This window comes from Pseudonocardia kunmingensis, from assembly GCF_006716445.1.
GTDB lineage: Bacteria > Actinomycetota > Actinomycetes > Mycobacteriales > Pseudonocardiaceae > Pseudonocardia > Pseudonocardia kunmingensis.
Genome location: NZ_VFPA01000006.1, coordinates 47715 through 60162, shown reverse-complemented (window position 1 = coordinate 60162; position 12448 = coordinate 47715). Strand labels below are relative to the sequence as shown.

9 protein-coding genes and 2 pseudogenes are annotated in these 12448 nt (G+C 71.5%); 5 read left to right on the top strand and 6 right to left on the bottom strand.

The genetic code is table 11. The features are described from left to right. Positions 1-40: 40 nt before the first annotated feature. Positions 41-1150 carry a sugar ABC transporter substrate-binding protein gene (locus FB558_RS36875; protein WP_170231723.1) on the bottom strand — a complete coding sequence of 370 codons (1110 nt, stop codon included), beginning with the start codon at positions 1148-1150 and terminating at the stop codon, positions 41-43. Positions 1151-1270: 120 nt separating this feature from the next. On the opposite strand from FB558_RS36875, the gene FB558_RS36870 reads away from it, so the two are divergent. Both FB558_RS36870 and FB558_RS36865 read left to right on the top strand, forming a co-directional pair. After that, positions 1271-2461, top strand: coding sequence for a M20 family metallopeptidase (locus FB558_RS36870; protein ID WP_170231722.1), 1191 nt, complete (start codon positions 1271-1273; stop codon positions 2459-2461). Next, a complete protein-coding gene (locus FB558_RS36865) occupies positions 2458-3294 on the top strand; it encodes an IclR family transcriptional regulator (protein ID WP_142062241.1) in 837 nt (278 codons plus the stop codon). Before FB558_RS36870 ends, FB558_RS36865 begins: the two co-directional genes overlap by 4 nt. A 360-nt stretch (positions 3295-3654) precedes the next feature. Here FB558_RS36865 and FB558_RS36860 read toward each other — a convergent pair whose 3' ends face one another. Then, positions 3655-4290, bottom strand: a complete 636-nt coding sequence (locus tag FB558_RS36860) for a TetR/AcrR family transcriptional regulator (protein ID WP_142062238.1) — start codon at positions 4288-4290, stop codon at positions 3655-3657. Between the two features lie 83 nt (positions 4291-4373). Here FB558_RS36860 and FB558_RS36855 point away from each other — a divergent pair, with 83 nt between their 5' ends. Both FB558_RS36855 and FB558_RS36850 read left to right on the top strand, forming a co-directional pair. Continuing rightward, entirely contained in the window at positions 4374-5819 is a 1446-nt protein-coding gene (locus FB558_RS36855) for an MFS transporter (RefSeq protein ID WP_142062235.1), read from the top strand. An 8-nt stretch (positions 5820-5827) separates the two neighbouring features. Continuing rightward, the gene (locus tag FB558_RS36850; protein WP_142062231.1) at positions 5828-7018 is read left to right on the top strand and encodes an FAD-dependent monooxygenase; all 1191 of its coding nucleotides are present in this window, start codon (positions 5828-5830) and stop codon (positions 7016-7018) included. Between the two features lie 154 nt (positions 7019-7172). On the opposite strand, the gene FB558_RS36845 is transcribed toward FB558_RS36850, so the two are convergent. Both FB558_RS36845 and FB558_RS36840 read right to left on the bottom strand, forming a co-directional pair. Beyond that, entirely contained in the window at positions 7173-7511 is a 339-nt protein-coding gene (locus FB558_RS36845; RefSeq protein WP_142062229.1) for a hypothetical protein, read from the bottom strand. 245 nt (positions 7512-7756) lie between these two features. Continuing rightward, a complete protein-coding gene (locus tag FB558_RS36840; protein WP_142062226.1) occupies positions 7757-8668 on the bottom strand; it encodes a LysR family transcriptional regulator in 912 nt (303 codons plus the stop codon). 221 nt (positions 8669-8889) lie between these two features. Between FB558_RS36840 and FB558_RS36835 the strand changes: the two genes are divergently transcribed. Continuing rightward, a complete protein-coding gene (locus tag FB558_RS36835) occupies positions 8890-11244 on the top strand; it encodes an arylsulfatase (RefSeq protein ID WP_142062223.1) in 2355 nt (784 codons plus the stop codon). Positions 11245-11272: 28 nt separating this feature from the next. Here the strand turns inward: FB558_RS36835 and FB558_RS44980 are convergent. Further along, positions 11273-11697 (bottom strand): annotated as a pseudogene (locus tag FB558_RS44980) (acyl-CoA dehydrogenase family protein). 139 nt (positions 11698-11836) lie between these two features. Then, positions 11837-12304, bottom strand: a pseudogene (locus tag FB558_RS44975) (acyl-CoA dehydrogenase family protein); the annotation flags it as partial. Between the last annotated feature and the right edge of the window lie 144 nt (positions 12305-12448).

Sequence of the window (12448 nt, the reverse complement as noted above, 5' to 3'; positions counted from 1 at the left end):
CCTTGTCCTTAAGGGGTCGGGGTCCTTCGGGGTCGGAGCGTCACTGGGAGGTGGTCATCTCGGAATCGGGCAGGGACGGGCCGAACTCGGACTCGTAGGCACGGCTGAGCTCCGCGGCACGCTCGGGTGTCACGTACGGGAAGGTGAGGCCGCGCTGCTCCAGCTGCGCCGCCGTCGCGTCGGTGGTGATGAAGTACGAAGGCATGTACAGGTCGCGGGGCAGTTCGGCCCCCTTGGCGAGCCGGGCCCCGACCGCGACGTTCCAGTACCCGACCCGCTCGGGACCGGTCAGCACGTCGATGATCATCGAGCCGTTGTCCAGCAACGGCTGCAGGTCCTGCTCGCCGTCGTGCCCGGCCACCTTCAGGTCCGGCCGGCTCAGCGACGACGCGGTGGCCTTGGCGGACAGGCACAGCGGGCCGCTGATGCACGCGATCAGGTCCAGGTCCGGGTAGGTGGTCATCCACGTCACCGTGGTGTTGGAGGCCTTGCGCGCGTCGAACGCGGTGGGCTGCACCGAGACCAGTCGGACACCGGGGTACTCCCGCTGCAGCGTGGACACGAACGCCTGCTCCCGGGTGTCGGAGACGTAGTTGCCGCGCGAACCGACCAGCAGCGCCACCTCACCGCGCCCGCCCAGGTACGCGCCGGTCGCGCGCGCCACCATCGCCATGTTCTCGGCGTCGTGGTAGAGGGTGCTGTGGTTGCCGTCGGCCTCGATCTTGTTGCCCATGGTCACCACCGGGATCCCGGCCTGGGTGGCGCGGGCGATGGCGGGCTGCAACGCGTTCTTGTCCAGCGGGTCGATCAGGATCGCGCTGACCCGCTGGTTCACGAAGTTCTGGATCGTCGAGACCTGCCGCTCGACGCTGCCCTCGGCGCTCTGCCAGACGGTGGTGACGCCGTAGTCGGCGGCCGCCTCCTCCCCCGCGTTGCGCATCCCGACGAAGAACGACGACGTCAGGTCGATCGCGGACACCCCGACGACGGGGAGGCCTGACTGACCGCCCGCAGGCGCCGCGGTGCCGGCATCGATCGTGCGGCCGGGTGGGGTCATGGAACAGCCGGTCACCGCGATCCCCACGGCCAGCAGCAGGGCGAGCAGCGCGCGCCACCCCGGTCGCGGTGTTCCAGGTTCCGCACGTCCCATGACGCTCCTCGTCGAGCAAATTTGGAAGGCGGTTCCGAACGCTAGGCAAAAATGGAAGACTGCGTCAAGACTTGATGGGGACGGCATCTCCCTGGCATGCCATCCGGAGGGGAGCTTGGTGTGGGATCACCGGTACTGGCGCTGGCCGCGGAGCTGGTGGCGATCGACTCGCAGAACCCCGGTGTCGGCGAGGCGCGGATCGCCGCGTTCGTCGCCGACCACGCCCGCGAGCGCGGGCTGACCGCCGAGGTGGTCGAGACCGCGCCGGGCCGCTGCAACGTCCTGGTCACCGCCGACGCCGGAACCGGGCCGCACCTGGCGCTGTCCGGGCACCTCGACACCAAACCGATCGGCGACCTCTCGGCCTGGCACACGCCCCCGCTCGACCTGGTCGTGGACGGCGACCTCGCCTACGGCCTCGGCTCGTCCGACATGAAGGGCGCGATCGCCGCGATGCTCCTCGCCATCGAGTCCTGGGCCCGCACGGCCCGACGCGGCCGACTGTCGCTCATCCTCACCGCCGACGAAGAGGCCGGCTCCGACCACGGCTCCATCGCCCTGTCCCGGCAGGGCCTGGTGGACGCCGACGCGATCGTCATCGGCGAACCCTCGGGAGTATCTAGCCCGTGGGAGGCGATGTACCTGATCTCCCGCGGCATCTGCTGCTTCGAGGTGGTCGTCCGGGGCAAGCAGGGCCACAGCGGCCTGTCCGACCGCCTCCCCACCAGCGCCACCGTCGCCGCCGCCAGGGCCGCCACCGCGATCGCGGACTTCACCCCCAGCGTCCCGCGGCCCCCGTCGATCCCCTGCACACCGACCGTGAACGCCGCCGTCCGGATCTCGGGCGGCGTCTTCTACGGCGTCCACCCCGGCGAGGCCATGATCGCCTCCGACATCCGCCTGGTCCCCGGAATGGACCGCGAGACCCTCCACCGCGAGCTGTGCGACCTCCTCGCCGCCGCGCTCCCCACCGACGTGAACTGGGAGATCCGGTACGCCGACGGCTCGCTCGGCTGGATGGAGGCAGCCGAGATCGATCCCCGCCACTCCGTGGTCACCGCCGCCCAACAGGCTTGTGTCGACGTCCTGGGCCACGAACTACCGCTCGGCGCATACCCCGGCGGAACCGACGCCACCCACTTCACCAACATCGGCGACACCCCCTCGATCGCCGCCCTCGGCCCCGGCTGGCTCTCGGTCGCACACGGCCCCGACGAGCACGTCGGGGTGTCCCAGCTGTCCCAGGCCGAGCGGCTGTACGAGCGGCTCGCCCACACCTACCTCAGCGAGAACCGACGAGGACCGGCATGACCGAGCAGCAGATGTCCGCCAGACGGGCGGCCTCCCCCGCGACCGACGACGCGGCCAAGCCGAGCCACGCGCGCAACCTCGTCCGCGCGTTCGCACTGCTCGACCTCCTCTCCGAGGCGGTCGACGGCCTCACGCTCGCGGAACTCGCCGCCGCAGCCTCCCTTCCGGAAGCCACGGTGCACCGGCTGCTCACCGTGCTGCAGGACCTGCGGGTCGCGCGAACCGGCGAGGGCGGGCGGTGGCGCGTCGGCCGGCACCTGCTGGAGCTCGGCGCGTCCTACCTCGACTCCATCGAGATCCGCTCGGAGGCGCGCGACCTGATGCGGCGCCTCACCGACGACACCGGGGAGACGTGCGCGCTCGGCGTCCTCGACGAGGACCGGGTCGTCTACATCGAGAAGATCGACAGCCCGCACCCGGTGCGGATGCACTCGCGGATCGGGCGCAGCAACCCCGCGGTCACCAGCTCGCTCGGGCGCGCCATCCTGGCGTTCTCGCCCGAGTGGGTGGTCGAGCAGGCCATGGCGGCGGGGTTGCCGCGCCGCACCGATCGGACGATCACCTCGGCGTCCGGGCTGCTCGCCGAGCTCGACCGGTGCCGGCAGAACGGCTACAGCGTGGACGACGCCGAGAACGAGCCGGGCATCCGCGCGGCCGGTGCCCCCGTCCTCGATTACCGCGGCCGGCCCGTCGCCGCACTGTCGGTCGCCGGACCGGAGCAGCGCGTCCCTACCTCCCGCCTCGACGAGCTGGGCCGGGTCACCCGCGAGGCGGCACGCGAGCTGTCCCTGCGCCTCGGCTACTCCCCGCACCGCGCCGGTCAGCTGCGGTAGAGGTCGCGCCGGACACCAGCAAGATCATTCCGAGTTCCACCGGATCGCCCCGCTCAGGGCGAAAAGCTCGACCTCGCAACGATCGATCCATCCGAGATCGAGGCGAACGCCGTCGGCGGGGCGAATCGATGGATCCCGCAATGATCACGGCTTCGACACCGAGAGGTAGCCGAGGCGGTCATCAGGCCGTTCGCCACTTGTCGAATTCGCGCTGTCGCCGCGGAGTTGCTCGAGCTCTCGGTCGATGTAGTAATACGAATCCGTCAGGCCGGCGGCCGGCTCGAGGAGGCGCGGGCCCTCCCGCGGCCGCGGTCGCCGAGCGGGGCGCCGGACCGACGCGACCGGCTGCGGCGTGACCGGTCAGCGGTAGGCGCGCAGGAACACGTCCACGCCGTCGGTGATGATCTCCTGGAGTTCCGACCTGCTCACCGTGCCCGCCGGGTCCTGGTCGATCGCGTCGACGGCGAGGCGCAACGTCAGGGCGACGAAGTGCTGAACCGCACGGCGCGGATCGTGCACCTCGAGCTCACCCTGCGCCGCGAGCTGCGCGAACCGCTCCTCCAGTATCCGTCGCGCCTCCTCGCTCCCCGCCGTCGGCAATCGCGGCGCCGGGGAGGTTCGGGCGTTCAGGCGCCGGAACGCCCCGTATGTCGACGACGGGATCGTCTCCGTCGTCAACCGCTGCGCGAAGGCGAGCAGGGCTTCGCGCAGGTCCCGCCCGTCGGTGAGCTCCTGCTCCGTTGCGGCGCGCACGGCCGCGACCAAGGCGTCGTTGACGCGCACGAGCACGCTGCGGAAGAGGGACTCCTTGTCGCCGAAGTGGTCGTACACGGTGCGCTTGGACACCGCTGCCCGCGCCGCGATCGCGTCGACGCTGGTGAGCTCGTACCCGGAGGAGACGAACAACTCCTCGGCCGCGACGAGGATGGCCGCTCGCTTGGTCTCGGCCTGCCGGCGCCGGCCTGGCGTCTGCCAGGTCGATCTCGGAGTCACCACGCCCTCATCGTATTCTCAGGCACTCCACACTGCACGGTGTAGTTTTGGATTCGTCGTCCACCGCACGCAGTGAGGAGCCCTTCATGCAGGACAGCAGCACCGGCGACACCGGTGCCGGACTGCACACGGGATGGAACGGGCGCCTCGTCGGCGTGGTCGCCGTCCTGGCCCTGCTGAACTTCATGGTCGACTCGGCGATCGGCGCCCCGCTGCTCGTGCTCCCCGAGATGCTCGAGTACTTCGACACCGATCAAGCGGCATGGCTCAACGCCAGCGCGTTACTCGCGGGAGTGCTGTGGGCACCGCTGCTGGGCAAGAGCGCCGACATCTACGGCAAGCGCAAGGTGCTCGTGCTGACGCTGCTCGTCAGCGGCGCCGGCGCTGTGCTGTGTGCGGTCGCCCCCACCATCTGGCTGTTCGTGCCGGGACGCCTGTTGCAGGGCGCGGCCGTGGCCGCCATGTTCCTCGCCGTCACGATCGTGCGCGAGGTCTTCCCGCTCCGCACCGCGATGGTCGTGGTGGGCATCGTGACCTCCGGCTCCGCGGTGCTCAACATCGCTTTCCGGTTCCTCGTCGAGCGGCTGGCCGCGGAGTTCGGCTTCCAGGTCCTGTTCCTCCTCTCGGCCGTCGTCGCGGCCGCGATGGCGGTCTGCGTGGTCCTCGTCATCCCCGAGTCCCGGATCAGGACACCGGGCCGGATCGATGTCGCCGGTGCGCTGCTGCTCGGCGGCGGCCTGGTCGGCGTGCTCAGCTACATCAGCCTCGGGTCGACGCTCGGCTGGCTCGGCGTCGCTCCGCTGGCACTCCTGCTCGCCGGCGCCGCGGCACTGGCCCGGTGGTTCCTGGTGTCGAGCCGCAAGCCCGAACCCCTGGTCGACATCCGGAACATCGGCCTACCGCTGGCGCTCACGCTGCTCGTCCTCTTCCTCGCCCTCGGTTCGTTCCACAGCGTGCTGCAGCTCATCCCGCTCATCGCCGACGTCTCAGCGGGCCAGCAGCTCGGCTACGGGCTCGCCGACCAGGGATCATCCGTCGCGCTGCTGCTCGCCCTGCCCGCGATCGGCGCGACGCTCGGGGGCCTGCTGTCCGGTCTGCTCGCCACGCGCATCGGACCGGCCGCGACGCTGGCGGGCGCCGTGATGCTCGGACTGGTGGGCGTCCTCGGGATGCTCCTCGGGGTCTCCCAGCTGCCCGCTGCGCTCGCGTCCGCGTTCCTGCTGGGTCTCACGGTCGGAGCGCTCGGGACGACCGGCTTCAACATGGCGGGCAGCCTGGCGCCCGCCGAGCGGCAGGGCGTCGTGTCGAGCCTGGTGACGGTCGTGGCCGCGATCGGCGCGGTGGTCCTGGACTTCGTGGGTGCGGCGGTGCTCGCGTCCACCACCGTGGTCATCGACGGCGACACGGTGAACACGGCTGCGGGGGTGTTCGGCTGTATCGGGATCGCCGCCGTCGCGTTCGCGACCGCCGCGGTGCTGGCCGTCCGGTTGGTGCGTGGACCGCGGTCGGTCCGCGCGGAGTCGAGGAGTTGACGAGGAAGATGGCGACAGCGACGAAGGGCACGGTCCTGGTGTGCGGCGCGAGCATCGCCGGCCCGGCCGTTGCGTACTGGCTGCACCGGTACGGGTTCGCGGTGACGGTGGTGGAGAAGGCTCCCGGGGTGCGCGACGGCGGTTATCCGATCGACGTGCGGGGCACCGCGTTGGAGGTGGTCCGGCGGATGGGGATCCTGCCGCAGCTGCAGGAGGCGCACGTCGCGACGCGCCTCCTGACCTTCCTCGACGCCGACGGGAGCACCGTGGCGTCGCTCCATCCGCAAGCGGTCATCGGCGGGGTCGAGGGACGTGACCTCGAAGTGCGGCGGGGGGATCTGACGAGCGTCCTGCACCGGACGGTGGCCGACGAGGTCGAGTTCGTGTTCGACGACTCCGTCGACGCCCTCACCCAGCACGCACACGGTGTGGACGTCACCTTCCGCAGCGGCGCCCTCCGCAGCTTCGACCTGGTGGTCGGGGCCGACGGCCTGCACTCACGGACCCGGGAGCTCGTGTTCGGCCCCGAGCAGCAGTTCCACCACTACCTGGGCTACTGCTTCGCCGGGTTCACCATGCCCAACGTCCTCGGCCTCTCCCACGAGGGCGTGCTCTGGAACACCATCGGCCGGAGCGCGGCGCACTACGCCGTCCGCGACAGCGACGAGGTCCACGGCCTCCTCGTCTTCACGCACCCGGAACCGCCCTACGACGCGTTCCGCGACCCCGCGGCCCAACGCGACCTCGTCGCCGCCACGTTCGCCGACGACGGCTGGGAGATCCCGACCATGGTCGCCGCCATGGGCGACGCGGACGACCTGTTCTTCGACGTCGTCAGCCAGATCCGCCAGCCGCGCTGGACCAGCGGTCGGGTGGCGCTCGTCGGCGACGCCGCCGCCGCCCCGTCGTTCCTGACCGGGCAGGGCTCCAGCCTCGCGCTCGTGGGCGCCTACATGCTCGCCGGAACGCTGGCCACCCATCGGGACCACACCGCGGCGTTCGCCGCCTACGAACGCGAGACCCGCGGGTTCGTCGAGCTGAACCAGGCGCAGGTCGGGGTGGGCAACGCGACGCTCTGCCCGACGACCGCCGAGGCCCTCGCGCGGCGCAACGAGCGGCTCCGCAGCCTCAGCACGCTGCCGCCGGAGACCGGACGGCCCGCGCACACGGCACTCACCCTCCCGGCCGTCGTGGCGTGAGGGCGAGCGGCCCCGGCGTGGTAGCCCGCCCCCACAGCTGGTCGACGACGACCTCGGGGTCGATGTCGGCGCGGATCTGCCCGCGCTCCTGCGCGCGGGTGACGACGTCGAGCGAGGGCTCGGCGCGGCCCGGAGTAGCGCTTCCGACCGGTCCCTAGGCCACGGTGCGACCGACGTCGAGCGTGATGCCGGAGTCGCTGCCGTCGTTCGCGAGGATCACGTGGTACCGACGCGGATCGCCGCTACTGCTCTCGCTCTCGTCGTCGCTCTCGTCGCTGCTCCCGTCGCCGCTGTCGTCGCCGCTGTCGTCGCCGCTCTCGTCGTCCTTCTCGACAGCGGGCTCATCGCTGGAGGGCGCTTCCCCCGAGGACGCCGCCACGTAGGAGAAGATGACGCCGAGCAGGACGCAGACCAGCCCGACCGCGAGTGCCGCGAAGGTCTCCCGATGCCTCCGGAAGACCGGGTCGCGCCCCCTGGGCCCGTCCTGGTTCATGTGGATCTCCGTTCGTTGCCGTCCCGTGCTGCGAGCCGGTCAACGCCGATGCCCACCCGCGGGAGCAGCAACGGAGTTGCCGGGTCGTGCCCCGACCGTGCCACGCCTCGCTGTGATGATGCTGAGATCCGCCGTGCCGGCGCGGCAGATCGAGGTGGGAGCCTCACGGTGCGCCGGCCCGCGGGGCACCGCCGCCGCGCCGATCAGACCGATGTGCACGACCCCAATGAAGCCATAGGCGTTCTTTATCGGGCGAGCTCGGGGATTTCCCCCCGGTCACCACCGGTCTGCGAGACCACCATCCGCAGGAACGCCCGTGCGGCGGGCGAGAGCGGCTCGCGTCGCCAGAGCAGCTGCACCCTGCGCACCACGGGCGGGTCGAGACCCGCGACCCGGGCACCTTGCCGGGCCGCGTCCTCGGCCATCGACCGGGGCAGCAGGGTGACACCCGCGCCGGCGAGCACCAGCGGGACGATGGCCGCCCGGTGGGGCGTCTCGACCGCGACCCGCAGCGGCACCCCGGCGTCGGACAGGGCGAACTCCAGTAGCGCGCGGCTCGCGGTACCCGGCGGCGTGACGATGAGGTCGTACCCCACCACCTGGGCGACGGTCAGCGACACGCCATCCCCGATGTCCGCATCCGGCGGGAGGACGACCAGGACCTCCTGGTCGGGCAGTTCGTAGGACCGCAGGTCCCCCACAGGCGCCGAGAAGTCGGTGAGCCCCAGCTCGGAGTGACCGGTCCGGATCATCTCGACCACGGCGGCCCCGTGCTCGGGGTCCTCGATCCCGATCGTGATCGCCGGGTGGGCCTGCCGGAAGGCACCGACCAGGCCGGCCAACGGGTGCACGGCGAGGGTCGTCTGCGCCACGATGGCGAGGCGGCCCGCGGTGAGGTCGCTGACCATCTGCACGGAGGCCCGGGCCGCGGCGAAGTCCCGCAGCACCTGCTGGGCCGGTCGCAGCAACGCCTCGCCGGCCGGGGTGAGCCGGACGCCGCGGCTGAGCCGGTGGAACAGCACGGCCCCGACCTCGCGTTCGACCGCCTTGATCGCGTGCGACAGCGACGGCTGCGCCACGCGCAGGGACGCGGCCGCACCGGTGAAGCTGCCGTGGGCCGCCACGGCGAGGAAGTACTCCAGCTGCCGACGATCCATGTGCGTCCTCCCGAGGCCGTCCGGATCCTCCCATAGATTCCTTCTATCGGTCGGATCGAAAATCGGTCTCGACCGGGCGCCCGGCACGGTTGCCCGAGCCGCGAGAAGTATGTGAGCATGCACGCATCCGATTGGGGCGCCCGAATTTCGGGTCGACTCGTCGGCAATTGACTCGTCAATAGAGGCGACATCCCATCGTAGCGAAAGGGAAGGGAATCAGCGTGCACAGCTTCAGCGCCGGCCGCCACATCCTGCCGGAGCCGGAGCGGCGGCAGAGCGTGGTCACAGCCGTCGGCATCGACGACCAGAAGGCGGCGTTCGAGCCGGTGCGCGCCGTCCAGCCCCCGGCGGGTGCACCGAACGTCGTGATCGTGCTGATGGACGACCTCGGCTTCGGCACGTCGAGCGCCTTCGGCGGCCCGTGTCGCATGCCGGCGGCCGAGCGGCTGGCCGACGGCGGCCTGCGCTACACGCGCTTCCACGTCACCGCGCTGTGCTCGCCCAGCCGCCAGGCCCTGATGACCGGGCGCAACCACCACTCGGTGGGCATGGGCGGCACCACCGAGATGGCCACGTCCGCACCCGGCTACACCGGGTTCCGGCCGCGCAGCGCGGCGACGATCGCTCAGATCCTGCAGGGCAACGGCTACAGCACCGCCGCGTTCGGGAAGTGGCACCAGACCCCGCCACGGGAGATCAGCGCGGTCGGCCCGTTCGAGCGCTGGCCCACCGGCGAGGGCTTCGACGCCTTCTACGGGTTCATGGGCGCGGAGATGAACCACTGGTACCCGCTCCTGTACCAGGGGACCACTCCCGTCGAACCGGACCGGCGCCCCGAGGACGGCTACCACCTGTCCGAGGACCTGGCCGACCACGCCATCGACTGGGTGCGCACCCAGCGGACGCTCACCCCGGACCGCCCGTTCTTCACCTACCTCGCCTTCGGCGCCTCGCACGCCCCGCTGCACGTCGCACCGGAGTGGCAGCAGAGGTACCGGGGCCGCTTCGACCACGGGTGGGACCGCCAGCGCGAGCTCACCCTCGCCCGGCAGAAGGAGCTCGGCGTCGTCCCGCAGGACGCCGAGCTCGCCCCGTGGGCCGAGGGGGTGCCGCGCTGGGACGAGCTCGGCGAGAACCAGCGGGCGCTCGGCGTCCGGTTCATGGAGACCTTCGCGGGGTTCACCGAGCACGCCGACGCCCAGGTCGGCCGGTTCGTCGCCGCGCTCGAGGAGCTCGGCGAGCTGGACGACACGCTGTTCGTCTACCTGCTCGGCGACAACGGCGCCTCCGGCGAGGGCGGCATCGAGGGCACCGTCGTGGAACACCGGCTCGGGCACGGGATCGTCGACGACCCGGACGAGATGATCGCCGAGATCGACGCCATCGGCGGCCCGCGCACCTACCCGATCGCCCCGGCCGGCTGGGCGCTCGCGCTCAACACCCCCTACCAGTGGACGAAGCAGGTGGCGTCGCACTTCGGCGGCACCCGCGACGGGCTGATCGTGCACTGGCCGAAGGGGATCGCCGAGCGCGGCGGGCTGCGCCACCAGTTCCACCACGTCATCGACGTGCTCCCCACGGTGCTCGAGTGCGCAGGCGTCCCGGAGCCGGCGAGCGTGAACGGGGTCGCGCAGCAGCCGATCGAGGGCGTCAGCATGCGCTACACGTTCGACGCGCCCGCCGCCGCGGACCGGCGCCGCACCCAGTACTTCGAGATGTGCGGCAACCGCGGCATCTACCACGAGGGGTGGATGGCCGTCACCCGGCACGGCACACCGTGGGAGATGATCCCGACGGCCGGCAGGCGGTTCTCCGACGACGTCTGGGAGCTCTACGACCTGGACACCGACTGGACCCAGGCCCGCGACCTGGCACACGCGTACCCGGACCGGTTGCGGGCGCTGCAGGAGCTGTTCCTGGTGGAGGCGGCGAAGCACCAGGTGTTCCCGCTGGACAACCGGGTCACCGAGCGCGAGAACCCCACCCTGGCCGGACGCGTGGACCTGCTCGGCGCGCGGCAGTCGGTCACCTACCGGGGCCGGATGCGCCGGTTCACCGAGGAGACCACGCCGAACGTGAAGAACCGCTCGCACAGCATCGTGGCCGACGTCGGGACCACCGAGACCGGCACCGGGGGTGTGATCGTCGCCCAGGGGGGCCGGTTCGGGGGGTGGTCGCTGTACTGCGCGAACGGCTACGTCTGCTACGCCTACAACTTCTTCGGCCTGCGGCTCGACCGGACGCGCACCCGCGCGCCGCTCCCGCCGGGCCGCCACGAGATCCGCATGGACTTCCACTACGACGGCGGCGGGGTCGGTAGGGGTGGCACGGTCGTGCTCACGGTCGACGGCGAGAAGCAGGCGGAGGGCCGTGTCCCGCAGACGATCCCCTACTACTTCTCCTTCGACGAGACGCTCGACGTCGGGGTCGACCTGGGCACGCCGGTCACCGACGACTACCCGGAGATCGACAACGAGTTCCGCGGAGAGATCCACACCGTCCGGATCGACCTCGGCGAGGAGAGCCCCGACGATCGGGCCGGCGGCCTGCACCACAGGGTCATGACGTCACAGTGATCGGGCTGCGCCATCCCGGCCGAACGCGTCACCCGAGTGGGCTGCGCGGGAGCAGCCGGTCGGCCACGATCTTGCGCTGGATCTCGCTGGTGCCCTCGAAGATCGTGGTGAGGCGGGCGTCCCGCCAGTGGCGCTCGACCTGGTGCTCGGTGGTGTAGCCGTTGCCGCCGTGCAGCTGGATGCCGTCGCCGTGACCTCGGCGGCCATCTCGGTGGCGACGAGCTTGACCATCGCGGCCTCCCGCTCGCACGGCTCACCCTGGTCGATGCGGTGCGCCACGTGCTGGTAGAACGACCGCGCCTGCTCCACGCGGGAGGCCATCGTAGCGAGTGTGAACCGGATGGCCTGGAAGTCGCCGATCGGGTGGTCGAACTGGCGCCGCTGCTGCAGGTAGGCGATGCAGTCCTCGACGGCGGCGCGGGCCAGCCCGACCGCGCGGGCCGCGGTGTGCACGCGGGCGATGTTTCAGCCACGCCTGCGTGGACGCGAAGCCTTCGCCGCCGCCGGTGAGCTGGTTGGCCACCGGCACCCGCACGCCGTCGAACTCCAGGTTCCAGGTGACGAAGCCGTGGTACCCGATCTTGTCGATCGGAGTGCCGGTGATTCCCGGCGGGAACTCACCGCGCTCCTTCTCCAGCACGAGCGTGGCCAGGCCCGCGGAGCGCCGCTCCCCCGGCCCGGGGTCGCCGGTGCGGACCAGGATCTGGATGAAGTCGGCAGCCTTGGCGTTGCCGGTCCAGCGCTTGCGCCCGGTGACCACGAACTCGTCACCGTCACGCTCGGCGCGCGTCTGCACCGCAGCCAGGTCCGACCCGGCGTCCGGTTCGGACAGCGCGATCGTGGCGATCCACTCGCCGCGGGCGCTGCGGCGCAGCAGCGCCGCGCGCCGCTTCTCGTCCACGACACCGGTGCCAGTGCCCTGCGCGCGGGCGATGACCGACCCGAAGCTCATCCACGCCCACGCCAGCTCCTCGGCGACCATGCAGTACTCGAACGCACCCAAACCCAACCCGCCGTATTCGGCCGGGACGGTGCTCCCGAAGGAGCCCAGCGCGCCCATCTCGTAGAGCAGCTCCCGCGGGATCTCCCCTTGCGCGGGTCCAGCTCGTTCGCCAACGGCAGCACACGACCCATCGCGAACTCGCGGGCCTGCTCCTGCAGGGCCTCCCGCTCGGGCGTGTGGAACGGTGCGGACACGACCGGG

What these genes read in the sequence shown, in the direction of transcription:
- FB558_RS36840 (WP_142062226.1), bottom strand. Translation starts at nt 8,668, where the DNA reads ATGGATCGTCGGCAGCTGGAGTACTTCCTCGCCGTGGCGGCCCACGGC.
- FB558_RS36850 (WP_142062231.1), top strand. Translation starts at nt 5,828, where the DNA reads ATGGCGACAGCGACGAAGGGCACGGTCCTGGTGTGCGGCGCGAGCATC.
- FB558_RS36845 (WP_142062229.1), bottom strand. Translation starts at nt 7,511, where the DNA reads ATGAACCAGGACGGGCCCAGGGGGCGCGACCCGGTCTTCCGGAGGCAT.
- FB558_RS36875 (WP_170231723.1), bottom strand. Translation starts at nt 1,150, where the DNA reads ATGGGACGTGCGGAACCTGGAACACCGCGACCGGGGTGGCGCGCGCTG.
- FB558_RS36855 (WP_142062235.1), top strand. Translation starts at nt 4,374, where the DNA reads ATGCAGGACAGCAGCACCGGCGACACCGGTGCCGGACTGCACACGGGA.
- FB558_RS36865 (WP_142062241.1), top strand. Translation starts at nt 2,458, where the DNA reads ATGACCGAGCAGCAGATGTCCGCCAGACGGGCGGCCTCCCCCGCGACC.